Below are 24,737 nucleotides of genomic sequence, written 5' to 3'. Positions count from 1 at the left end.
TCCTGGAGCTCGCAAGCTGGAAGCTTACGCCACGGTTCGCAAGCTGGAAGCTTACGCCACGGTTCGCAAGCTGGAAGCTTACGCCACGGCTCGCAAGCTGGTAGCTTACGCCACATGGACTGGCCCACTCCTCGATCCGCGTATGTTCATGTGCCGTTCTGTCGGCACCGATGCGGGTACTGCAACTTCAGTGTCGTCGCCGATCGCGACGACTTGATGCAACGCTACCTCGTGGCGATCGACCATGAACTGGAAGTGATCGCTGAGAAAAGACAGGGTGTCCCGATCATCGACACCTTGTTCGTCGGCGGCGGGACGCCGACGCATCTGCCGAACGAGTTGCTCGAAATATTTCTCCAGTCGCTTCGTCGCCGCTTCGAATTCGCCGAGGGATTTGAATGGACGATGGAAGCGAATCCGGAGGACATCAGCGACGAAAAGCTATCGATGATGTCCGGATTTGGCGTCAATCGCTTAAGCCTGGGCGTTCAATCCTTCAACGATCGCAAGCTGGCGGTGCTGGAACGAAGTCACTCGGGGCAGTCGGCCGAGTTGATCGTTCAGCGGGTCGCGGAAAGAATCCCCAATGTCTCTATCGACCTGATCTTTGCCGCACCGGGTGAAACGATCTCCAACTGGGCGCGGGACCTTCGCACCGCCGCGGCCCTTCCGATCACGCATCTCTCGACGTACTCGCTCACGTACGAGAAAGGCACATCGTTCTGGACCCGCCGGCGGCGCGGTGAGTTGTCCGCAGTCGACGAATCGGTCGAGATCACGATGTATGACCTGAGCCGCCGCCTGTTAGCCGAGGCAGGTTTGGCACACTATGAAATCTCCAACTTCGCGAAACCGGGCTTTCGTTGCAGGCATAACCTGGCGTACTGGCGGGGCGATGGCTGGTTCGCCGCCGGCCCCGGTGCCGCAGCCTTCATCGACGGCGTGCGGGCCACCAACCATCGCAGCACCACGACCTATTTAAAACGGATCGAATCTGGCGACAGCGCGATCGCGGAATCCGAAACGATCTCCGCGGTCGAGGCCGCGCGCGAAGGCGCCGCGTTCGGCGTCCGCATGATCGACGGGGTCGACCTTTCGGAGCTGGAAACACGGACCGGCATCGCTATCGAAATCCTCTGCGCACCGCAACTGGGCGAACTTCAATCACAAGGTTTGATTGATCGATCCGGCCGACACATCAAATTGACCCCGCGAGGCATCCACTTCGCCGACACCGTCGCTTCCGAACTGCTAGGCTAAAAGTGGCGTAAGCTTCCAGCTTGCGTTTCACGAGTGAAACGAGACGGCAAGCTGGAAGCTCACCCCACGTTTAAAAATGATGATCGTGTTCGGCGGCGCCGTCGGGGCTGTGGTCGTGGTCGTGGCCGGGCAGGTTTTCGATGCCGATTGCGACGACGACACCCAACAACAACGCGATCGTCAACTTGACGCGGTCATGGTCGTGAAAGGCCACTTCGGGTAACAGATCCGCCAGCGCAATGCAGATGAAGAAACCGGCCGAGATCGCCAAGCCCCAGCCCAGAATCCCGGTGCCCTCAAGAATCGTCGTTGCCCCCAGGTACATCAAAAATGCTCCCAGCGGGCAGGCCAGCGAAAACAGCATGCTGACCAGTCGCTGCGCGGCCGACGACCAACCCTGTTTGCTCATCACCGACGTGATCGCAAAGGAATCGAGCGGGATGTGGAGCGCGATCACCAAGAAGGTTCCGATGCCCGCCAGCCCCATCCAGGAACCGTGAGACGCATCGGCGATCACGCTGCTGGCCAACGCGACGCCGTCGATCAGCGTGTGCAGCGCCAGGCCGAAAAAGACACCGGCCCAGCCGAATCGTTTCGGCTTGGCCGAGTGGTCGTGACCGTGGTCGTGGTCGTGATGGCCGTCACAATGATGCTCGTGTTCGCCCGCCTGCGCGCCCGGCGGACCGTCGGTCCCACCGGGCTGGCCGTCTGCACCGTTTCCAAAGTTCGGTTCGCGGGTGCCGTGATCGTGCGTGTGAAACAGCCGGATCAGCAAGAACATCGAGATCAGACCGAGCAGCGCCCCCATCCCGGTCATGGAAGACGATCCCAGGATCTCGCCGGCGTGCGGCAGCAGATGCAGCATCGCGATGCCGAGCATCAGCCCGCCGACAGCGCTCATCAAGAGCTGCGTCCGGAGGTGCGTCATGCGGATCAGATCAGACAGCCGTCCACCCGTGTTGGAGGCGACGAAGATGAACACGCAATAGACAAACAGGAGTGAAACAGGCGACATGGCTGGAGCAACAGAGAAAGGGGCTGACCGCCGAAATGGTACGTCAACCGGTCGGCTTCGCCTATGGGTAACGGGAGTGCACTTGCAACCGAATTGCAAATGGCTACGATCTAGCCGGACAGCGTCCTGTTGGCATCGTTAGCCTGCCGAACAAAAGAAATCAAAGCGATGACTGCACCGAATGATCCCGTCAAGGACGAAATCCGTCGATGCGGGCTGCGCGCTACACCGGCTCGCCTTGCGACGCTGTTGTTGCTGCGCGAGTCGACGTCGCCGCTGACGCATGCCGAAGTGTCCCAGCGGCTCGCCGACAGGGGCATCGACCGGGCGACGGCGTTCCGAAATCTCAATGACTTGGCCGAAGTCGGATTGCTGCGTCGGACCGAGCTCGGCGACCACGTCTGGCGATTCGAAGCGGTCCGCGGCGAGTCTCAAGACGACACCGGCCACCCCCACTTTTTGTGCGTCGATTGCGGCACGGTTTCCTGTTTGGACGACGTCAAGTTGACCGCGGGCAGTCTGCGACAGAGCGCGAAGATCGGCGAGATCACCGAGATCCTGCTGCGCGGTCACTGCAACGGTTGCTCCGACACCCCGGCATCAGGGGAATGTCCCGGCCGCACCACAGGCTGAATCAGAAACACGGTATCCTGTCGAAAGCAAACCGTTGGATTGCAGGCCATGGCCCATGGATAGGAAGCCACTCTTCAACGGCCCTGATCGCTTGGTAATGAAAAAGAATTGGGTGAACACCGAATCATGAAGCAGCGAATCGCAAACTACTGGGATTCATTTTCCTTCGTCGGGTTGATCGTTGCGACATTGTTTTTTGCCGTGTCGGTGACGCCGTCGTTGCTACCGAGACATTACTGGGTCCAGGGAATCCTCTCGGGATTTTCGCTTGCGATCGGCTACGGCGTCGGCATCGGCTTGCTGACGGTTTATCGTTTTTTCGAATTGCGTGAGCCGACCGGAACGACACAGCGTCTCGCCAAGCGTTTGACCGTCGCCGCGGTCGCCGTGGTCAGCGTCGGATTTGTGTGGCGGATGACGTACTGGCAGAATTCGATTCGCGAACTGATGGAGATGCCGCGACTGGAAACAGCCTATCCGTACCGCGTGGCACTGATCGCGGTCTTGTTCGCCGCGATCCTGATCGCCGGCGGGCGATTGTTTTTGCAATGTGGCCATTTCATTTCTGGCAAACTACAGCGCCTGATGCCACGGCGGGTTGCCCACGCGATCGGTTTTGCGATGGCCGTCCTGTTGGTCTTATTCCTGACCAATGATGTCATCGCGACGGGACTCTTGCGTTCGGCGGATCATTTTTTCTTGAACCTGGACCAGCTGGTCGACGACGACACCGACAAACCGACAGACCCCAGGTTGACCGGCAGCGAATCATCACCGGTGACATGGGAAACGATCGGTCGCCAGGGAAAACTCTTTCTCAACGATGGTCCGACGCAGGCAGAGATTGCTTCCTTCACGCAGCGTGAAGCGATGCGACCGATCCGGGTCTACGTCGGGATGCGTTCGCGGCCCACGGCACAGGAGCGCGCGGAACTGGCGCTTGAGGAACTCAAGCGGGTCGGCGGTTTCCAACGCTCGGTGTTGATCGTCGCAACGCCCACGGGGACGGGCTGGCTGGATCCGTCTGCGGTTGACACGCTGGAGTATCTGCACGGCGGTGATTCGGCCATCGTCAGCACTCAATACTCCTATTTACCCAGTTGGATCACGATCCTGGTCGACCCGCGTCGTTCGATCGAATCCGCCGAAGCATTATTCGAGGCAGTCTATACTCATTGGAAAACACTTCCAAAGGATTCGCGTCCGCAACTCTACCTGCAAGGACTCAGCCTCGGCTCTCTGGGGTCCGAAGTCTCGGCGGACCTGTTCACCATCTTCGAAGACCCGATCGACGGTGCAGTTTGGAGCGGCCCCCCCTTTCCCAGTCAGAATTGGAAGCAGATCGTTCAAAACCGAAACGAAGGAACCCCGGCCTGGCTTCCCGAGTTTCGTGACAGCCGAATCTTGAGATTCACGGGGCAGCGAAACGCGCTCAATCGCGGCGAACCGTGGGGCCCAATGCGCTGCGTCTATGTGCAGTACGCCAGTGATCCGATGGTCTGGTTTTCCCCCGACCTGGCATGGAATCGACCCGATTGGCTCGGCGACCAGCGCGGCCCGGACGTGTCGCCGCATCTGCGTTGGTATCCGCTGACCACGTTCTTGCAAGTCGCCTTTGACTTACCGGTTGCGACTGCCGTGCCGTTGGGCTACGGGCACAACTATTCCCCGTCCAGCTACATCGACGCTTGGATCGCGGTGACTCAGCCGCCGGACTGGTCGGATGAAAAAACGGAAGCACTGAAGGCAATGTTCGAATCCCGCGAGACGCCCAAGCCCTAGTGCTCCTGTTTTGTCAACGCTAAGTTTTCGGGCTGCATTGAACGAGCGGAAAAGGCGTCCGGTACGAATGGCACGGGCATCAATGTTGGTGTGCAGGCTTTCGCCGCCCTGGGTCGCTGTGCAGGCTTTAGCCCAATGCCGCTAAGTTAACATGAATGAGGGGGCCCGGACGCTGGCGCGAACCGGCTGATGTCAAACGAATATCAGCCGTTTGGCGCGAGCCTACGGGCCCTCATCTNNGTATTGGGCTTGAGCCGCCCTGGGCCGCTGTGCAGCAGCGACAAGGAGTCGCCTCAAGGCTAAACACCAACGGTTGCCGAATCCTTTTTTACCTAGGCCCATTGGTGGCAAGCGTCGCGCAACTGGCCGACATCGGCAAATCGATCTTCGGCTTTTTTTGCCAAACACTTCTCCAACAGCCTGGGCAGTGCGAAATCGATTTGGGCCAGTGGCGTGAGATCGGGTACCCGAAAAAGATGGTCGGCGACCAGCTGCGAGACCTGGAACGCTTGAAAGGGAGGATCGCCCGTCAGGCACTCCATCAACACGCAACCGATCGCATAGATGTCACTGCGACCGTCTAGGGAATCGCCACGGATCTGTTCGGGCGACATGTACGCGGGCGTGCCGCCGACGACGGCTGCGTTTTCGCCGGCGGTTTCGGCCTTGGTAACGACGAGCCCAAAGTCCAACAGCTTGACGACATCGGGAAACCCGCCGACTTCAGCCAGAAAAATGTTCGCCGGCTTGATGTCCCGATGCACCAGCCCCTTGCGATGGGCCTCTTGCAATCCATCGCACAGTTGAATCGCGATGTCCATCGTTGGCTTGAGATCAAGCGTCTGACGTTGAATCAGCCTCTGTTGCAAGGTCATGCCGCGGAGGTATTCCATGACACAATAAAAGTCGTGCGAATCGGTGATGCCATAGTCGTAGATTTGCACTGTATTCCAGTGCGACAACGTTGCGGTCGCCTGGACTTCTTTTTCGAACCGAGCAATTGCATCAGGGCTACCGGCGGCTTCTCCACGGATCAGCTTGATCGCGGCCGGTCGCTTGAGCATCTGGTGTTTACCGAGATAGACAACGCCCATGCCGCCGCGACCGATTTCTTCGATCAGCTGGTACTGTCCGTAGTACTTTGCCGATTCCGCTTCGCGGCGAACGCGATGCACGATTCCCGAACCGACGGTCGCGGCAAATGCCATCGCCAGGATCAGGGTGGGATTCAAGAAGTTCATCCACTGGACGCCTGGCGGATACGTATAAACGACTTGATGCGCGACAGAGACCGCCGTGGGCAGCAGCGCGATCAGGCCGGTCACGACTGCCGTCCGCCGCCAATTGGACGGAATAAACATGCCATAAACGGCGATGTAAATCGAAGCGGCGGTAAACGCGATCGCTCGAAACTCTTCGATCTGGATCGCGTCGCCTTGTGCAAGCATGTCCGTTGATTCGAACCACTGGATCAAGCTCAGTTCAACAAGCGGTGTGGCAATGATCACCAGTTCCAGACGACGCAGCACTCGTCGCGGGACAATCAAATGCTTCTTCAGGTACCAACAACAACTGCCCAGAAAACTCAGTGTGATGCAGCGGACAACCAAACGCACCCAATGCAATTCGCCGATTGCGGCCGAGACGATCGTGACGAACACCAACATGGCGCTGAGGACGTAGGTTGCCGCAATCAGGCGATGACGCAAAAGCTGGTTCGTCGATCGGGCGAATCGTTGAGACAGAGCGTCCGACGGTTCGATGTCCAGCAACCCGATAACCGACGGCGAACTTCCCGAACGCTCGCTGGCCGGCCCCTTCCCGGCAGATCCCTGACCGCTTTGCAGCTGAACCGTTTCGTCGATGTTTCGCGGCAGACTATCCACGCAAACCGCAGTGTCCGGCAGCAGCGTTTCGTTGTCATGGAAGTTCAGCAACGAGAGAGCTTCGTCACGCACTGCATCGGACCGGCTGTGCCGGCGCACGAAGTCTTCACGTTGCCCCGCCGGTTGCTTGATGGCCTGAAGAAAAAGCTGCTGCGCGTTTTGAAAATCGTCCGGACTCATGCGATGTTTGATCCCGACAACTCGCGACGCAGCCAAGCCCGCAAGAAGGTCCAATCGGCTTCGACGGTTCGCTTCGAAACGCTCAATGTTTCGGCGACCTGGGCGACAGATAAACCGCCAAAGAAACGCAGTTCCACAATCTGGGCTTGCCGCGGTTGCAGTGCTGCCAATTTCTTGATGGCGTCGTCGACCGCCAGGACATCTTCGTCGTTGCGTTTGGTCACGCAAAGATCATCGCTGAGCCGGATTCGGTCCATGCCGCCGCCACGTTTATCGCGTTTCTTACCTCGCGCGTGATCGACCAAGATGCGTCGCATCATTCTTGCACTGACGGCATAGAAGTGAGTCGCCCCTTTCCAGTCGACTCGATTCTGATCCACCATCCGCATGTAGGCCTCGTTGACCAGGGCCGTCGGCTGCAGGGTGTGGGCCGGAGACTCATGCCGCAGCAGTTCCCCCGCCAGGTCACGCAGCTTTTGATAGACCTGTTGGATCAATTGATCGGCAGCGGCCCGGTCGCCGGAAACCGCCTGATTGACCAGGTCGCTGGTCGAAATGGGTTCCAAGTCTCTTTCCTCGGATTGCAAAAAAAATCCCAAATTCCGCTGCGGATGGTGGTCGGTGGCGCCGCGTCAGTGTCGGCACCAACAGTGCCCGAGTTCATTTCCCGAGCCCTCTGAGCGCAGTCTTCACCATGATAACCCAAGTCAAGAAACGCCATCGGGACGACGGTCGAGGAGACCGCAATTTGGTGCAGCGGATGTTGCGGGGAGAGCAGCGAGCGTTTGGCGAGTTCGTCAATCGCTATCAAGATCGGTTGTTCACGAGCATGCTGGTGCACACCGGAAGTCGGCATGATGCCGAAGACATCGTCCAGGAGACGTTTATCAAAGCATTTCAGCATCTGTCGGGTTTTCAGCATAAGAGCCAACTTTACACTTGGATTTACCGAATCGCCTGGAACACGAGCGTGAGCCGCTCACGCTCGTGTCGAGACGAAATCAGCCTGGAAGTCTGCGGGGCGGAGTCGAGCACCTCGGCACCGGAGTCGTCGCAACCGCACGTGCCGCTGGAGCGGCAGGAGCACGTCGCGATGCTACGCAGGGCGCTCGGCGAGATCGAACTGCGTCACCGGAAGATTCTGTTGCTTCGCGAGTTCGAAGAGCGTTCGTACCGGGAAATCGCGGAGATCATGGAGATTCCCCTGGGGACCGTCCGCAGCCGTCTTTCCAGGGCCCGTGAGCGACTTCGCGATGAACTGGCCCACCTGGATTCGGTCTCCGGCATACCCGCCGGCCAGGCACGGCGCCCCAATGTCCCCGCGTTGGTGCAGGCGGATTCCAGGGTTCCGGAGGGGGGTGAAAGTCGGCGGCCGAGGTGAAGGGCCGATTGGACACTTACGTCCCAGCCGTCGACAAACTAGTTTAGAGGCCCCTCGCTGTTCACTTTTTGGGAAAATCTGCCATGCATGCCGTTTCTCGTCTGCTCGCCCTCGCCCTCGTCTGCAGTGGATTCACCGTCGCCGCGCACGCTCGAATCTGGACCGACAAGACGGGTGTCTACACAATCGATGCGGAACTGTTCGCGTTCAATCATGAACACGTCGTCGTCCAGAGGGCCGACGGAGAGATGGGCATGTTCGCGATCGACGCACTCTCGGACGCCGACAAGAAATACCTGCAGAGCGAAGAAGCATCGCAGCTCTCCGAGGCGAACTTGGACCAGGAACAAGCGTGGACGATGAAAGACGGCTATCGGCTGGTCGGCCGGATCGTCGACTACGCGAAAATGAACGTCACCGTGCAGCGACGCCGCGCAAAATCATGGGTCAACGATCGGCAATACAAGTCGCTTCCACCGGTCTACCAGGTGATCGTGCGAAAAAGTTTGGAGCATCTTGAAGGGCTCCAAGACGTCGATGACCGAAAGTTCGACGCTTGGCTCGTCAAGCAAAAAGGGGAGCCGCGGGTTTTTGATATCGAGGGAGTCGTGATCGAACTCAAGGACGGAAACGAATACACCGTGCCATTCTTCTTGTTCAGCAACGAAAGCTTGAAGATCTTGAAGGCCGGTTGGGATGAATGGCTCGCGGCCCACGGTGATGCCGGGCAAGAGGATTACGAAGCCAAGAATGACGAGTCGTTTCGCTTGCAATCGATGGCCGCCGCGATGCAACACCAGCGCGCGATCAATCGCGAGATCGCGGTTGCCAACCTGGCGATGAATTCCGTCACGGCAGGGCTGACCAGTTTTTGGGAAGTCACGCTGTACCCCAACAACGGAAACATGGCGGCACCGACTTGGGTCGTCGTCCCCGGACGCAACAGTCAACAAGCGAGGTTCAACGCGCTTCAGCAGTACCCCGGATTCACCGTCGGACCGATTCGCAAGGTCAGCCGATAACGCCTCTGCGGGCTCACGAAGTGTTCGCCTGATCCGCCGTTTGCGAAATCTGAAGCCCGACCAAACGGGCGATCACTATCGCGACGTACAGCTGGCCGGCCATGGCCTGGAGCGACGCAAACATGCGAGCCGGTGGCGAAAGCGGAACCATGTCTCCATAACCGAGCGTGGTCAACGTGACGTTGCTGAAGTAAACGAATTCGCCCACAAAACCAGGATGGGCTTCGTCGGCCACTGCCTTGGACGGAAAGCGAAAGGAACCGGGGAGACACAATTCGATCAATGCGTAAATGAAGGCCCAGGCGAGACTGATCAGAAAGTAGATCGATATCGCACCGAGGATTCGATTTGCGTCGACCGGTCCGTCGCAAAACACATTTGCGGCCAGCGCGCTGATCAGCAACCCAAATACCGTGATAAAGCACGCGTGGACGGTGCCGGTCACCAGTCTCGATGTCTGTAGCTCATCAATCCACGACAGTCCATACGCGACGCCCCCCAACACGACCGTTGCCCACATTCTAAATTTTGACGCCGACAATGATCTCATCGACGAAAACACTACAATTAAGAACATCACGTTGAGTGTAACCCGCTGCCATCGGTTGTCCGACGAAAGAAAACTCTGCAAGACGACCATCGAGATCAATGCGATCAGTAGTTCCAGATGGCCGAGTCGGCGATGATTGGTTTGGGAATCGGGCAGTGGGTCGGGCATCGTCATTCGTTCAAAGGGCGAAAGGTGCACGATCAGGTCGGTGCATCGTGAGGTCCCATCCAAGCCGGCTCGTGATCAAAAAAACAAGTGGGGAACCATCATGACATCGTGGGAAGTAGTGCTTTCGGCACTCGGTTGGTGCACGCTCATCAATTTAGGCATACTGACGCTCAGCACAGCAATGATTGCAGGTTGCGGAGGAGCCGTGGGGCGGCTGCACCAAAAATGGTTTCATTTGGAACGTCATGACCTTCGACGGGAGTACTTTCGCTACTTGGCGAATTACAAGCTGCTCGTGCTGGTTTTCAATCTGGTACCGTACCTCGCACTGCGGATCGCGATTCACTGACAAGAGCGGAAACGCTGCCCCGCCCCCCCCCTCTACCAACGTTCCGTACTCCTCCCTCTCCTTCAAGACAATGACTCAACATCGGTTTTATGCAGTGGGCTTGCTGATGGTCGGCTGTGGCTTGCTCTCGGGATGCTCCGGCGCGAGCAATGACTATGTCCCGCCTCCGCCACCGACTGTGACGACGGCCAAGCCGATCCAGCAGTCTTTGACGCTGTTCCTGGAACAAAATGGCCAGACCGAACCGGTTGAAGCCGCAGAGGTCCGATCGCGGGTGAGCGGATTTGTTCAAGAAATCCTGTTTGAACCGGGGCAACGTGTCCAAACCGGCGACGAGCTTTACAAGATTGAACCGGATACGTATCGCGCGATCCAAAAATCCGCGGCGGCGGCGGTTGAAGCCGCCAAGGCGGCGGTGGCTGTCGCCGAGGCCGCACAAGCGACGGCAGAAGCGGAAGTCAAAAACGTCACCAGTCAGTATGACCGCGAGAAGCGGCTGTTCGATTCCAATGCGGGATCGCAGTCGGCACTGGATGCCGCCGAAGCGGCTCGCGATTCGGCACTGGCACAGCGGCAGGCCGCGGCGGCCAACGTCGAAGCGGAAAAGGCGAAACAGTTGCAAGCCGACGCCGAGCTCGCCCAGGCCGAGCTGGATCTGGAGTACACCACGGTGCGCGCCCCGATCGAGGGACGGGTGACGAAAACAGAAGTCAAACTCGGCAACCTGGTGCAAGTCGGGACGCCCCTGGCGACGGTCGTCGATCAGCGAGAGATCTTCGCCAATTTCAGCCTCAGCGACCAGCAATTGCTCGAACTGATGGACAACATGCCGATCGACCAAGACAGACGCAATACACCGCAAGAGTGGTCGAAGATTGCCGTCTATCTTCAGCGGGACACGACGAAGAAAGAATTTCTGACGGGACGATTGAACTACGTGGATCAAGAGGGGATCGAACAATCGACCGGAACGTTCTCCTTGCGCGCCGTGTTTGACAATGCCGATCGACAACTGCTGCCGGGTATGTTTGTGATGATCCGGTTGCCGATCCAGACGATCGAATCCGCTCTGCTGATTCCTGAACGTGCCGTCGCACGAAGTCCAATGGGCCAATTCGTGCTGGTCGTCGGCGAAGACAATCGCGTCGAGCGGCGCGAGGTTGTCTTGGGTCAGCGACTGGACGGCTGGGTCTTGGTCGAAGAAGGTCTGGACCGGGGCGAAAGTTTTGTGTTGGAGGGATTGCAGCGGGCCCGCCCCGGTAGCGAGGTTGCACCGACGGAAATTGAGTTGAGTACCGAAGGGAGTCCGATCTTGCAAGCGTCGCTGACCGCCAGCGGTTCTACGACCGACGAGTCGCCGAACGAATAGACGCGTTCGCGTCACCATCCCCCGATCCCAGCTACTCCTTCAGTCCAACTCCATGTCACGTTTCTTTATCTATCGCCCCATTTTTGCGACGGTCATTTCGATCGTGATCGTGATCGCGGGCTTGGTGTCATTCGGCGCGCTGCCGGTTGAGAAATTCCCACCCATCTCGCCGCCCACGGTTCAGGTGTCGGCGGTCTATCCCGGGGCAAACGCGAAGACAATCGCCGAAACCGTCGCGACCCCCATCGAGCAAGCGGTCAACGGTGTCGAAGGCATGATCTACATGTCATCGACCAGCACGAACGACGGGACGTACACGCTGACGGTGACGTTCGAGTTGGGAACGGACCTGGATACCGCTTCGGTGCTGGTGCAGAACCTGGTCGGAACGGCCGAGGCGAGTCTGCCGCAAGAAGTCCGTTCTCAGGGCATCACGACGAAGAAACGGTCCACGCAAACGCTGCAGTTCATCGCGTTGACATCGCCCGACAAGTCGGTCGACGGACTCTTCTTGAGTAATTACACGCTCGACCTGCGGGACGAGATCAGTCGCATCAAAGGCGTTGGAGATGTCCAAACGTTCGGCGACGGAGATTACAGCATGCGGATCTGGTTGGATCCGAGAAAGCTGAAGCAGCGTGAATTGACGACCCAAGACGTCGTCGACGCGATTCGTGAACAAAACGTTGAAGTCGCAGCCGGGCAGATCGGAGCGCCGCCCGCTCCCTCAGGAACCCCCTTTCAATTGTCCATCAATACCCGCGGTCGCCTGGCCGGGGTGGACGAATTTGAAGACATCATTATTCGCACCGGTGCGGACGGGCAAGTCTTGAGGGTTGGCGACTTGGCACGGGTTGAGTTGGGCGCGGAGCGGTATTCGTTGGCCGGAAGTTACACCGGCGAAGGTGCCGCCGTACTGGCGATCTACCAATTGCCGGGGGCCAACGCGCTACAGACGGCGGACGCGATTGCATCGAAACTCAAAACGATGCGCAGCGCCGCAAATTGGCCCCAGGGTGTCGAGTACACGATCGCCTACGACGCGACCGGTTTTGTGACCGCCTCGATCAACGAAGTCTACAGCACGCTGTTTCTGGCGGTCGTGTTGGTGGTCGTCGTAATCTTTATTTTTCTCCAGGACTGGCGGGCGACGATCGTGCCCGTCGCTGCGATCCCCGTTTCTCTGATCGGGACGTTTGCGGTGATGAACGGCATCGGTTTTTCGCTCAACATGCTCTCGCTGTTTGGAATCGTGTTGGCCATCGGCATTGTCGTCGACGACGCGATTGTCGTCGTGGAAAATACGTCACGGCATGTTCAGAATGGATTGTCATCCAAGGAAGCGGCGGTCAAAGCGATGAGCGAGATCACCGGTCCCGTGATCGCGACAACATTGGTGTTGCTGGCGGTCTTCGTCCCGTGCGCGTTCATGGAAGGAATCACCGGCGAGTTGTTTCGGCAATTCGCATTAACGATCTCGGCTGCGGTTCTGATCAGTACCGTCAACGCTTTGACACTCAGCCCGGCGTTGTGCGGAATCTTTTTGCGGCCCTCGACGGAGTCGACGTTCATCGGATTTCGAGTGTTCAACACCGTCTTTGATCGCGTCACCAAAGTTTACGGTGCCGTGGTCGCAAGAATGGTTCGTGTCGTCGGCTTGGTCAGCGTGTTGTTCGTCGGCTTGGTCGTCATCACCGGTTGGACGTTCACCCGATTGCCGACGGGATTTGTGCCCGATGAAGACCAGGGCGTCGTGTTCGTCAATCTCCAACTGCCCGATGCGGCGAGCAAGCAACGGACGCAGGCTGTCGTCGACGGCATGGATGCTGTCTACGCCAACGTGCCGGGCGTTCAGGGTTGGTTGTCCGTGACCGGGTATTCGCTGCTGGGCGGAAACGGAGGGTCCAACGTCGGATTTTCCGTTCTCGTTCTGGACCCCTGGGAACAGCGTCAAACCGTCGAAACGAGCGTGGCGGGGATCCAAGCGAAATTGAGACAATATTTTGCCGAGGAGCAACGCGCCGTCCTGTTCTCCTTTACACCGCCACCGATCGACGGGCTCGGCATGTCGGGCGGTTTCCAAATGGAGGTGCAAGACCGGGGCGGCAACGGCTTTGGCGAGTTGCAAGCGACGACGGAAGATCTGGTTGCGGCCGCCTCCGAACAATCGAGCTTGGCTTCGATGAACACTTCGTTTCGAGCCAATGTGCCGCAACTGTTTGTCGAGGTCGATCGCACGAAAGCTAAAACGATGAACGTTCCACTGGGCAACGTTTTTTCCACGCTTCAAGCATCACTGGGGTCGGCCTACGTCAACGACTTCACGTACAACAACCGTTCGTACCAAGTCCGCGTTCAGGCGGAGTCGGATTTTCGGCAATCGCCCGACGACATCGGTCGACTGGACGTCCGGGATACGGAGGGCCGGATGGTGCCACTGAGCGCGATTGCGACGGTGCGCGATGACTTCGGCCCGGACGTGGTCCGCCGCTACAACTTGTATCCGAGTGCGGCGGTCAACGGTGCCGCGGCCCCGGGAGTCAGTTCCGGGCAGGCACTGGAGTTGATGGAACAAATCGCCCGGCGGCGGCTTCCCGATTCATTCAGCACCGAATGGACCGGGATGTCTTTTCAGGAAAAAGCCGCCTCGGGAGGCCAGTACATCGTGTTCTTGCTCGCTTTTGTGTTTGTATTCCTCGTCCTGGCGGCACAGTACGAGAGTTGGACGAGTCCCGCGGCGGTGATCGCGGTCGTCCCGCTGGCCGCCCTGGGCGTCGTCCTGGCGATCATCCTAAGTGGTGGTGACAACAACACTTACACTCAAATCGGGATCGTGCTCTTGGTGGCGTTGGCGAGTAAAAATGCGATTTTGATCGTGGAATTCGCCAGTGAGAAAGAGCGTGAAGGCATGGAAATTCGCGAGGCGGCCGCCACCGCAGCCGCGTTGCGATTTCGCGCGATCTTGATGACCGCCTTCTCGTCGATCCTGGGTTTTATGCCGCTGCTGGTCGCGTCGGGTGCCGGGGCGGCGAGTCGACGCGCCGTTGGCACTGCCGTGGTCGGCGGGATGATGGCCGCCACGTTCTTCGCCCTCTTGCTGGTCCCCACCTTTTTCGTCGTGTTTCGCTCCTTGTCCCGATTGGCCGGATCAACCCACCGGGAATCTGGGGCAAAGTGAAGTTTTGCACGACAAAATCTATTGTCGTCACACGAATGGATACGAAAGAACCTGCAGAGCTCGAGGCCGCGACGCCGCCCCGCAAGTGGGTGAGCTTGACCGGCTAATTAGGTGTTGTGCCCGTTCACCACCCAGTGCGTTTTCCGAATGAAGCACGCAAGCCTTCGCACGGGGGCCACACGGCGGCCCTCGCTGACGCGTCGCGTCTGACAGGATCGTAGTGCCCGGGAAACGATCGACGAAATCGACCAACCGATTGCGAAAGAATCACCACATTCAACTGGCTCGGGCAGGACTTTGGGGACTCTGGGGATAAAATTTCCAGTCCCACTGAAAAAACGGATTCGACCAACATCATGATTGCAGCTAAAATGCCCGCCGCAGGAAGCGCCCGTTCACGTCTCCCCGGCGATTGAACGATATCCCAAAGGATTCGCTTCAACGTCAAGGATTGCATTGTCTGTGCTACTCAATCGCTCATCTCCTTCTAAATCAATGACCACTGCCAGGATCGACCCTGCCGGGATTGTTGAGATGGGTACAGGGGACGAAACCGTGCTGTTCTTGCACGGCTTATTTGGAACGCCCGAACATTGGCGCCAGGTGATGGAGCGGCTGGCCGATCGCTACCGCGTGATCGCCCCCCAGTTGCCGGTCGACCCCCAACCCGGCCGTCGCCAGCACGGGATCAACGCGATCGCCGACTTGAGCGATCAGGTCGCCGATCTCGTCAAAACGCTTCAAATTGATCCCTTTGTGATCTGCGGCAATTCCCTGGGCGGATTGGTGGCGATCGACCTCTGCGCCCGCCGAAGAGACTTCGCCAAGGGTCTGGTGCTTGCCGGCAGCGCCGGGTTATTCGAAAAGAACCCGATCGGCGGCATGCGGCCGAAACCTTCGCGTGAATTCGTCAAGAAAACCGTTTGCGGCATCGTTCACAAGCAGGAACTGGTGACCAATGAACTGGTCGACGATTGGCATTCCTCGATCCAAGATCGCGACTATGTCCGATTCGTCTTGCGAGTCTCCCGCGCCACCCGCGACCGATCGGTCGAAAAAGAGCTGACCAAGTTGGATCTGCCGACGATGATCATCTGGGGCCAGGAAGACTCGATCACGCCGCCGGAGACCGGTCGCGAGTTCCAGCGGCGGATCAAAGGATCAAAGCTGCAATTCATCCAAGACTGTGGGCACGCGCCGAACTGGGAACAACCCGAAGCGTTCGCCGAACTGCTGGATGAATTTCTTCCGACCTGCTTTGCTGACTGAAATGACGCGATACGCCATCGCGATCGTTTTGTTGGCTGTGATTTCGTTTCCGCTGATCGGCTACGGGGCACTCCGGGCGCTCCAGAGCACGTCGAACGATCCCCGGCAATGGCTGCCGCGATCCTTTGCCGAAACGGACACCTACGACTGGTTTCAAAGTCACTTCGGCACGGACGAATTCGCCGTCGTCAGCTGGCCGGGTTGCGATCTGGACGACCCGCGTGTCGGGCAACTTTCCCAATCGCTGCTGAAGACGGCATTCTTTGATCGCGTGCGGACCGGCCAGAACGCGATCGAGGAATTGATGTCGCCGCCGCAGAATTTTTCGCGCACCGCGGCAATCAATCGTCTGCGACGCATCCTGATCGGCGCCCAAGACACAACGACCTGCCTGGTGCTGACCACCTCCGTCGCCGGTCAAGCAAATCGCAGTGCGGCGGTGCAGGAAATCGAAACCCTGGCTTGGGACGTTTGTCAGTTGCCGGCCGCCGAATTGAAACTGGCCGGTCCGACGGTGGATGCCGCGATGATCGATGCCGAAAGTCGGAAACTGTTGTTCGGCCTGGCCGGGCTCTCCGCGCTGGTTTCCTTTTTGGTCGCGACGCTGCGGATGCGCAGTATTCGACTCGCGATTTCGGTCCTACTGGTCGCGGTCTACAGCACCACAGTAGCGCTGGCGATCCTGTACTTTAGCGGCGGCAAGATGAATCTGTTGATGACAATGCTGCCTCCGTTGATCTACGTGTTGACGATCTCTTCGGCGGTGCATTTGGCAAACTACTACCGCGATGCGGCGCGTGGGGCAGCGTCCCCGGTTCCCCCAGCGATCCGGGCCATCAGCCAGGGTTGGTTGCCCTGTTCGCTGGCCGCGATCACCACGGGAATCGGCCTGGTCTCGTTGATGCTCAGCAAGATCGAGCCGATCCAGAGTTTCGGCTTCTATTCCGCGCTCGGTGTTGTGGCCAGCGTGATCGTCCTGTTTCTATTGCTCCCCTCGGCGCTGTTTCTGTTTCCCCCCAAGCCCGAAACCGAATCGGATCGTCCATCGGCCGACAATTCATCCAAGAAAGGCAACGCGTTTATCGATGCGATCCTCAATCACCACGCGTTCTTTGCATTGGCTTGCTTCGCCTTGATGCTGTTGTGCGCCTCACGCATTCCATCGATCCAATCAACGGTCAAACTGCAAGACCGCTTTCTCCCCAGCAGCGATGCGATCGCCGATTACCGTTGGTTGGAAGCACGCATCGGTCCGATGGTGCCGCTGGAGGTCGCGGTCCATTTTGACAACGACGATCCTCGTGATCGCGTCGAGCAGATCAAATTGGTGGCCAGGGTACAGAGCAAAATTCAATCGCTCGACGAGCCGGTGGCGACCCTGTCGGCTTTCAATCTGTCTCCACGACTTCCCTCGGGACACAGCGTTCGTGACATCGTGCAACGCAAGGTGATCAACGGTCAGCAAACCAAACAACGTCTGATCGAGACGAAGTACTTGAGCGACGGCGAAGACCAATCTCTTTGGCGGATTTCAGTGCGTGCCAACGCCATCGGCGATTTGGACTACGGGATCTTTGTCGAACAAATCAGGGCAGCGGTTGCACCCCTGCTGGCCGAAGAGAACGTCCAAGGCACCTTCACCGGTGTGATCCCGCTGATCTACAAAGCCCAACGTCAATTGCTGTTGGATTTGTTTCGCAGTTTCCTGGTCGCCTTCGCCGTCATCGCGGTCGTGTTGCTGGTGGTGCTGCGAAACATTTGGGCAACCTGCTTAGTGATGTTTCCGAATATCTTTCCCGCCGTGATCGTATTCGGCGGCATCGAGTGGATGAACATCCCCGTCCAGATCGGCTCGGTGATGACGGCAAGTGCGGCACTTGGGATTGCGGTCGATGACACCGTCCACCTGCTGACTTGGTTCCGCCGCGGTCTCGACCAAGGGCTGTCGCGCCGACAGGCGATCGAGAGCGCGTTTTCGCGATGCTCGGGTGCGATGGTGCACACGACGCTGATCTGTTCGTGTGGGTTGATCGTGTTCGCGCTCAGCACGTTTGTGCCGATCCTGCACTTCGCCTGGTTGATGGTCTTCTTGCTCGCCTCGGCGCTCCTCGGCGACCTGGTGCTGCTGCCGGCGATCTTGGTCGGACCGCTGGGCCGATGTTTCGAGAAAAAGCGTTAGTGCGATTTCAGTTCCGCTCGCTGCTCGGGACGTCAATTTTTGACGCCTAGCCTCACCGCTACGCCACCTTGGCGTCCGACGGCACCCGATGCGTTTGGATCGCGCCGATGCATTGATAGACGGCTTGGCGGACGGCCCGTTCGCGCGGGTCGTCGAAGATGCGAAAGCTCATCGTGTTGGTCAGGTAGGCAAAGGCCAACTGCTTGGACGGATCAGCCATGCCAAACGATCCGCCCGCGCCGGGGCAACCGAAAGCCTGGTCGTCGGCGCCGAAGCGGAATCCGGCACTGGGCCGAGAAAACCCGAAACTGTAGTGGGTATCGATCTTTAGAACGGCGTCCCGCGAACCGCGCGAGGGTGGCACCGGCGGGGCGACCAGTTCCTGCATGGTCCCGGGCGTGATTCCCAGTCGCCGTCCGCCCCGCGCCAAGACGTCATAGACCTTGGCAACGGCACGCGCCTGACCGAATCCGTTGGCCGATGGAATCTCGACCTCGCGGTACTCCGGTCGGCCCAGCGCTGCGGGGTCATCAAATTTCAGAAACTTGATGGATTTGGAGACGACCGAACGGGGCCAAATTCCGGCCATCACCATTTTCCACGGCAGCTGGTTGAGGTTGGCCAAGATGGCCAGCTTTCGAAAGCCCTGCGTGCTGCTGATGTGTTCCGAGTCGATCCAATCGGGAAGTCCGATATAAAACTCGATCCCCAGCGGAGCGGCAATCTCATCTTGGAAGAACTCGCCCAGTGTCCGCCCGGCGGGGTCGACCCGGCGAATCAGTTCATTCTGATACCAGCCCAAGGTCAGCGTGTGATAGCCGTGCCTCGTTCCGGGCTGCCACAACGGTTTTTGACTGGCCGTGATCGCCGCCATCTGGTCATGATCGGCCAGAATCCTGGGATTGAGTTTTTGATCAATGGCCACCAGACCGGCCTGATGGGCCAACAATTGACGCACGGTAATGTTTTGCTTGTCGCCGCATCCAAATTCCGGCCAATACGCTGCGACAGGCGCGTCCAGATCGAACAGCCCCCGGCTGTGGGCGACCGCCATCACGGCCGCCGCCATACCCTTGGTCACCGAAAACGCCAGCGAAAGCGTTTGCTCGGTCCAGCGTGCTCCGGAGTGATGGCAACGTCGTCCGCCCCACAAGTCGACGACTTTTTGGCCCTGGTGGTACACCGTGCACGCGGCACCACGCTCGCCACGCGACACAAAATTGGTTTCAAATTCCGCCCGAACTGGCTCGAACCCCGGCGCCACCGATCCGAGGATCGTCGGACGACTTTCGCTCTGCGTGAACATCCTGTCTTCCCCCAAACGAATCAGCACACCGAATTAGATCAGAGACGCAACGGTTTTATCGTAGGGAACCGTCTACCTGCAGGCAATCTCAACATCTAGTCAAAATATCACTAGTCCTTCGCAACCAGATTGATGTACACACCAGAACCTGCCTCAAAACCGGGCCAACGGCGGCAATCTCTTCTCTCTCAATCTGGAACGAACGGATGCACCCCTTCCAACTCCTGCCGAGACGACGGCTGATCATCATTGCATTGCTCGCAACCGCACCATTGCTAGCAAGTGCGCAAGAAATCGAGCAGGTGGCACGGTTGAGCCTTCCCCCGGTGGAACGTCGGCATCCGGTCGACGCGGCCTTAGAAATCGCCGAAGAGAGTCTGCAACACGTCCGGGCCAACGTGGACGACTACACGGCGATCTTCATCAAACGTTGCCGTGTCGGCGGAGTCTTGCCTCCGCTGCAGTACGCAAGTTTGAAGATTCGCAATCGCAAGCTCGACGGCCAAGACCTTGTGGTTCCCTTGAGTGTCTACCTTGATTTCTTGAAACCCAGTTCGGTCAAGGGTCGCGAAGTGATCTGGGTGGAGAACGCCAACAACGGAAACCTGATCGTGCATCAAGGCGGGTTCGCCAGTTTTTTGACGACGCAGCTGGATCCCGAGGGCATGCTGGCGATGCGTGGACAGCGGTATTCGATCAAGGAAATCGGGATCGAAAACCTGCTGGAGAAATTCGTCGTCACGGCACAGCAGGATCGCTTGCACGGCGAATGTGACGTTCAAATCGAGACCGATCATTTATTCGGCCAGACCAGCTGCACGCTCGTGGAAGTCATTCATCCGATTCGTCGCGAGCATTTCCGGTTCCATCGGGCGCGGGTCTATTTCGACAACAACACGAAGATGCCGATTCGATACCAAGCCTGGTTGTGGCCGGAAACACCGGGTGGCCCGCCGGTGCTGGACGAAGAATACAACTATTTCAATTTGAAAGTGAACGTCGGGCTGTCGGCGTTCGATTTCGATGCGAGCAATCCCAGCTACCGTTTCCGGTAGCGGGAAGTGGCGAGCCCCACGACGCGCTGTCGGCGGGGCTCCGAATTGAGACGTAACCGCACACGCAGAGTCGCTGCCCCCGACAGAGGTGCGTTTTTTCTCGTCGTTCCGTGCTATTCCAGGGCTTCCTCTCGTTTCACGGGTCAGTTGAGGAATTTCAGACGCGGTTTCTCAAGGAAATCCGGCTTGGGATCCATTACACTAGGCAAGCTCTGACTTCTCCTTGCCACGGTGCTCCAAGGACCCACAACATGAATCGATGCCTTCTCCTTCTCGTCACGTTTTCGATCACCATGCCGACGGTGGTCGCCCAGTCCGCGTTTTCTGGAATGCGGTACCGGGTGCCGACCGATGCAAACACTCTGGTCATGATCAACGCCGACAAGATGTTTGGTTCGGCGGTGGCAGACCGCGAACGCTGGAGCGCGCGCCGCAAGGCTGCCTATGACGCAGGCCTGACGGCCCTGCCACCGGATGCCAAGGAGGTGCTGCTGGCCGGACGCTCCGATCTTGAATTTGGAAAATCGATTTGGGAAATGGCGCTCGTCCGGTTGCAAGGCAAACGCAGTGTCTCGACGGTTGCCCAGCGATTCGGCGGAGCGATGGACAACCTGGAGGGCCGCACGGCGGCGAAATTACCGAACGATCGTTACATCATTCAGCTTTCCGATGACCTGTTGGGGACTTACACGCCGGCAAACCGACAGGACGTCAGTCGCTGGTTGCGGAAGACGGACACGACGACGTCCGATGCGGAGTATTCGCCATACCTGGCTCAGGCCTTCAAGTACGCAACCGAAGTCGGAACGCCGGTCATCATGGCGATGGATGTCGCAGACACACTTTCGGCCGAACTGGTGAAATCTCGGTTGGAAGCCTTCGAACCGCTGAAGGAGTCGGGAGTTGACCTCGGCGAGTTGACCAAGCTGATCACGGGCGTCAAGGGGATCACGTTGGGAGTGACCGTGACAGACAAGACGGTCGGAGCGGTACGAGTCGATTTTAGTGCTGACGCAGGCTTGCTGGCGAACATTGGCAAGCCACTGCTGATCCAAGTCCTGCAGCGACAGGGTGCAATGATCGACGACTTTCACGATTGGACGCCTTCGGTCAGTGGAAACACATTGATGCTTCGAGGAACGCTCTCCACCGACGGTGCTCGCCGCGTGATGAGCATTTTGGAGCTTCCGCATGAGCTTTCCGATGCGATGCAACTGGCGTCGTCGCCCGGTTCGGACCCCGACGGCTCGGCAAAAACGATCGCTGCCCAGCAATACTACAATTCGGTGACGACGTTAATCGAAGACTTGCGTGAGAAACCGAAACGTGACCAGGTCAAAACCTTCGGCCAAGCCGCGATGTGGTACGACCGCTACGCCCGCAAGATCGACAACCTGCCCATTCTCAATGTCGACGAAGAACTGTTGAACTACGGCTCAAACATCGCGGAGCTGTTTCGAAGTGCCGAGATGTCCATGAAAGGCGTCGGGATGCGGGCCTCCAATCGGCGAGCCAGCAACAATGCGGGATCCGGCGGGTACTCCTACAGCAGCGGCGGTTACCGCGTGGGCTATGGCTACAACTCAGGCGGATATGGCCCCCAAGGCTACACGGCCACCGTCGGAGCCGGTCAAGCGTCGCTGCGTGAAAAGGGGCGGACCGATGCGATCATCACGCGTCAAGAACGCACCGCGGGCGCCGCATCGGTGCAACAAATCTGGCAGATGATTGATCAGGAAACAGCCGGCATCCGCCGGACGATGACAGAGAAGTACCAGATCGAGTTTTAGGCCTGGGTCGCTGATGCAAGGCCAGACGAATACGGTCGACAGCTTGCGCCGCGTGTTCTACGAGGGATTCGTCGCGCAAGACATCGCCGAGCCGATCGCTTCCTTCGACACGACGGCAGATATCGATGCCGTCGGGACCTTCATGGTCGATCGTCCGCTGTCGGTCGTCGGGATCCGGCACAACGGTATGATCATCGGTTGCATCGAGCAAGCCTTGTACGACGATCGGCCCCTGACCGAACAACTCGTTCCACTCTCGGAAATCCAGATCGTCGCCGCGGCGACACCGCTCCATACGGTGGTCACCGCGCTGTCGGTCGCGGAGTTTCTTCTGGTTTCCGCGCTCGGCCAACCCGTCGGCGTGATTGTCCGCAACGATTTCGAAAAACCACCGATGCGGATGTGGCTGTTCGGCATGGTCACGCTGTTCGAACTCAGCCTGACACGGATTGTTGCCAACCATTATCAAGACGACTCATGGACCGAGTTTGTATCCGCGTCGCGATACGCAAAAGCTGTCTCACTCCAATCCGAACGACGGCGACGCAATCAATCCGTTCGCCTGATCGACTGCTTGCAACTCGGTGACAAGGGACAGCTGTTGTCGCGATCGGAGCAACTCCGGAAAACCTACTGGGATCGCTCAAGGTCGCAAATCAAGACCGTGCTGGGCCAGATCGAAGCCTTGCGAAATAATCTGGCACATTCGCAACCGCTTGTGACGGAGAACTGGGACGCGATCGTGCGCATCTCCGCGACGTTGGAGCGGTTCTTGGAAATCCCTTCCGAGGTGATCTCGCCGAGCAGTCTGTCCCCCTATAATTCGCAGCTCAAGTCCACCCGCAATCGTCAACCGGAGTGATCTGATCGAGATCGCGACGCTGACCCCATCAACGCAGATGAGTTTGTGATGCCAGATTCCGATCAGCCGGGAAAACGAATCAGCGACCAGCAGATCCAGACGGTCTGCTTGATGGTCTTGGCCGGCGTCGCGGGCATCTACATGATGTATTGGCTGCGACCGGTGCTGGTACCGTTCGTCGTGGCCTGTTTCATTGTCAGCGGCGTCGGCCCGATCCTGTCTTACCTGGAGTACCGGTTCAACGTCTCACGCGTTGCCGCCGCCGGGATGGCGTTTCTGTTGGGGGTCGGCCTGATGGGCGTGTTCGGGTTGACGATCTCGTTCTCGATCATCGATCTGGCGAAAAACAAAGAAGAATACCGAACGCGTGTGCGGCAATTGGTGGACAAGGTCGATGACAAGCTCTCCTTCGACGCGCTCTCGCTAAAAAAGTTTGTCGGCGTTAAGTTTTCCAACGACGACGACCAATCCACCACTTCTGACGGCGGGTTTCTCCCCCTGGATCCGCCGGGCGCCGCCGTCGACCGCAAAACCACGGTCGACTCCACCGAGCCTCCGGAACCGATCGCGTCCCCAAACCCTCCGGCGGATGCTGTCTCTCCAGCGAATGCTGAATCGCCGGCGGATGCTGAATCGCCGGCGGATGCTGAATCGCCGGCGGATGCCGCCGCTTCATCCGATGCCCCACCGGGCTCCGATCCGGCTGCAGAGTCCGCGGCAGATGCCGAGGTAAGCGAGAACGAATCACTCCCGCTCCTGGAAACTCCGACCGTGCAAATTCGCGCACGAAGTGTTCCGGTCGAATCGTCGCGGATGCAAGAGGCCACCGAACTGGTAGACGCCTTCGTGCGTGACGGCATTTCGGTCGTGTTGCAGGCCTTTTTGAGTCTGGTGTCGACCAGCATCGTCGTTCTGATCTACGTTTTCTTTCTTTTGCTTGGCAAGTCGTCTTATGCCCAGACCGCGACGTTGCGCGAAATCGACTCGCAGATCCGGGGCTACCTGTCGCTGAAGACGGTGATTTCTATCGGCACCGGCGCCGTGTTTGGCCTCACCTTGCGGATGTTCGGCGTCCCGATGGCGTTGTCGTTCGGGGTGCTCGCGTTTCTCTTGAACTTCATTCCCAACATCGGGCCGATCGTCGCCAGTTTGTTGCCGATCCCGTTGATCTTGTTGGATCCGTCCGGCAACATCGTCTGGATGGTCTCGGTGATCGTGGCAACTTCGGCCATCCAAATCCTCAGCGGAAACGTGGTCGAGCCGAAGTTGATGGGCAATTCGTCCGACCTGCACCCCGTCACGATTCTGTTGGGATTGATGTTTTGGGGCATGATGTGGGGCATCATCGGGATGTTTCTGGCCACGCCGATCACCGCGGCGATCAAGATCGTGCTCGAGCGATTCGAGCCGACACGCCAGATCGCGAACATCATGGCCGGACGCTTGGAAACCCCCGCTGTCGCTCCGTAGTGCTGTCAACCTTCCAAACTTCTAAACAATGGG

19 protein-coding genes are annotated in these 24,737 nt (G+C 58.5%); 14 read left to right on the top strand and 5 right to left on the bottom strand.

The window, feature by feature from the left end:
* Positions 1-114: 114 nt before the first annotated feature.
* Positions 115-1,260 carry a radical SAM family heme chaperone HemW gene (hemW, locus tag NZK35_RS00340; RefSeq protein WP_259630613.1) on the top strand — a complete coding sequence of 382 codons (1,146 nt, stop codon included), beginning with the start codon at positions 115-117 and terminating at the stop codon, positions 1,258-1,260.
* Positions 1,261-1,330: 70 nt separating this feature from the next.
* On the opposite strand, the gene NZK35_RS00335 is transcribed toward hemW, so the two are convergent.
* Entirely contained in the window at positions 1,331-2,275 is a 945-nt protein-coding gene (locus NZK35_RS00335; RefSeq protein WP_259630612.1) for a ZIP family metal transporter, read from the bottom strand.
* 168 nt (positions 2,276-2,443) lie between these two features.
* Here NZK35_RS00335 and NZK35_RS00330 point away from each other — a divergent pair, with 168 nt between their 5' ends.
* Together NZK35_RS00330 and NZK35_RS00325 are read left to right on the top strand one after the other, a co-directional pair.
* Positions 2,444-2,908 carry a Fur family transcriptional regulator gene (locus NZK35_RS00330; protein ID WP_259630611.1) on the top strand — a complete coding sequence of 155 codons (465 nt, stop codon included), beginning with the start codon at positions 2,444-2,446 and terminating at the stop codon, positions 2,906-2,908.
* 126 nt (positions 2,909-3,034) lie between these two features.
* Positions 3,035-4,690, top strand: a complete 1,656-nt coding sequence (locus NZK35_RS00325) for an alpha/beta hydrolase (RefSeq protein ID WP_259630610.1) — start codon at positions 3,035-3,037, stop codon at positions 4,688-4,690.
* A 332-nt stretch (positions 4,691-5,022) separates the two neighbouring features.
* Here NZK35_RS00325 and NZK35_RS00320 read toward each other — a convergent pair whose 3' ends face one another.
* Together NZK35_RS00320 and NZK35_RS00315 are read right to left on the bottom strand one after the other, a co-directional pair.
* Positions 5,023-6,756: a serine/threonine-protein kinase gene (locus tag NZK35_RS00320; RefSeq protein WP_259630609.1), complete on the bottom strand. Its 1,734-nt coding sequence runs from the start codon at positions 6,754-6,756 to the stop codon at positions 5,023-5,025.
* Complete coding sequence (locus NZK35_RS00315) at positions 6,753-7,322, bottom strand: sigma-70 family RNA polymerase sigma factor (RefSeq protein ID WP_259630608.1); 570 nt, start codon at positions 7,320-7,322, stop codon at positions 6,753-6,755. Before NZK35_RS00315 ends, NZK35_RS00320 begins: the two co-directional genes overlap by 4 nt.
* A 128-nt stretch (positions 7,323-7,450) precedes the next feature.
* Here NZK35_RS00315 and NZK35_RS00310 point away from each other — a divergent pair, with 128 nt between their 5' ends.
* Positions 7,451-8,137 carry an RNA polymerase sigma factor gene (locus NZK35_RS00310; protein ID WP_259630607.1) on the top strand — a complete coding sequence of 229 codons (687 nt, stop codon included), beginning with the start codon at positions 7,451-7,453 and terminating at the stop codon, positions 8,135-8,137.
* 83 nt (positions 8,138-8,220) lie between these two features.
* Positions 8,221-9,159, top strand: coding sequence for an SHD1 domain-containing protein (locus NZK35_RS00305; RefSeq protein ID WP_259630606.1), 939 nt, complete (start codon positions 8,221-8,223; stop codon positions 9,157-9,159).
* A 13-nt stretch (positions 9,160-9,172) separates the two neighbouring features.
* On the opposite strand, the gene NZK35_RS00300 is transcribed toward NZK35_RS00305, so the two are convergent.
* Positions 9,173-9,877: a potassium channel family protein gene (locus NZK35_RS00300; protein WP_259630605.1), complete on the bottom strand. Its 705-nt coding sequence runs from the start codon at positions 9,875-9,877 to the stop codon at positions 9,173-9,175.
* A gap of 100 nt (positions 9,878-9,977) precedes the next feature.
* Between NZK35_RS00300 and NZK35_RS00295 the strand changes: the two genes are divergently transcribed.
* The 5 genes from NZK35_RS00295 (at position 9,978) to NZK35_RS00275 (ending at position 18,221) form a co-directional block, all read left to right on the top strand.
* Positions 9,978-10,226, top strand: coding sequence for a DUF6868 family protein (locus NZK35_RS00295; RefSeq protein WP_259630604.1), 249 nt, complete (start codon positions 9,978-9,980; stop codon positions 10,224-10,226).
* A 70-nt stretch (positions 10,227-10,296) separates the two neighbouring features.
* Entirely contained in the window at positions 10,297-11,595 is a 1,299-nt protein-coding gene (locus NZK35_RS00290; protein ID WP_259630603.1) for an efflux RND transporter periplasmic adaptor subunit, read from the top strand.
* A gap of 52 nt (positions 11,596-11,647) precedes the next feature.
* Entirely contained in the window at positions 11,648-14,773 is a 3,126-nt protein-coding gene (locus tag NZK35_RS00285; protein WP_259630602.1) for an efflux RND transporter permease subunit, read from the top strand.
* Positions 14,774-15,268: 495 nt separating this feature from the next.
* A complete protein-coding gene (locus NZK35_RS00280; RefSeq protein ID WP_259630601.1) occupies positions 15,269-16,042 on the top strand; it encodes an alpha/beta fold hydrolase in 774 nt (257 codons plus the stop codon).
* Between the two features lies 1 nt (position 16,043).
* Positions 16,044-18,221, top strand: a complete 2,178-nt coding sequence (locus tag NZK35_RS00275; RefSeq protein ID WP_259630600.1) for an efflux RND transporter permease subunit — start codon at positions 16,044-16,046, stop codon at positions 18,219-18,221.
* Between the two features lie 58 nt (positions 18,222-18,279).
* Here NZK35_RS00275 and NZK35_RS00270 read toward each other — a convergent pair whose 3' ends face one another.
* Positions 18,280-19,527: a serine hydrolase domain-containing protein gene (locus NZK35_RS00270; RefSeq protein ID WP_259630599.1), complete on the bottom strand. Its 1,248-nt coding sequence runs from the start codon at positions 19,525-19,527 to the stop codon at positions 18,280-18,282.
* Between the two features lie 206 nt (positions 19,528-19,733).
* On the opposite strand from NZK35_RS00270, the gene NZK35_RS00265 reads away from it, so the two are divergent.
* The 4 genes from NZK35_RS00265 to NZK35_RS00250 all read left to right on the top strand — a co-directional run bounded on the left by NZK35_RS00265 (position 19,734) and on the right by NZK35_RS00250 (position 24,704).
* Positions 19,734-20,582 carry a DUF1571 domain-containing protein gene (locus NZK35_RS00265; protein WP_259630598.1) on the top strand — a complete coding sequence of 283 codons (849 nt, stop codon included), beginning with the start codon at positions 19,734-19,736 and terminating at the stop codon, positions 20,580-20,582.
* A gap of 251 nt (positions 20,583-20,833) precedes the next feature.
* Positions 20,834-22,372: a hypothetical protein gene (locus NZK35_RS00260; protein ID WP_259630597.1), complete on the top strand. Its 1,539-nt coding sequence runs from the start codon at positions 20,834-20,836 to the stop codon at positions 22,370-22,372.
* 13 nt (positions 22,373-22,385) lie between these two features.
* Complete coding sequence (locus tag NZK35_RS00255; protein WP_259630596.1) at positions 22,386-23,234, top strand: hypothetical protein; 849 nt, start codon at positions 22,386-22,388, stop codon at positions 23,232-23,234.
* A 48-nt stretch (positions 23,235-23,282) separates the two neighbouring features.
* Positions 23,283-24,704 (top strand): AI-2E family transporter, encoded by a 1,422-nt coding sequence (locus NZK35_RS00250; protein WP_259630595.1) that lies wholly within the window; start codon positions 23,283-23,285, stop codon positions 24,702-24,704.
* The last annotated feature ends 33 nt before the right edge of the window (positions 24,705-24,737 follow it).

The sequence above is a fragment of the Stieleria sedimenti genome (assembly GCF_025060895.1).
Taxonomy (GTDB): Bacteria; Planctomycetota; Planctomycetia; order Pirellulales; family Pirellulaceae; genus Stieleria; species Stieleria sedimenti.
Note: the sequence above shows the minus strand (reverse complement) of the source record. Positions and strands in the feature narration are given on the sequence as shown.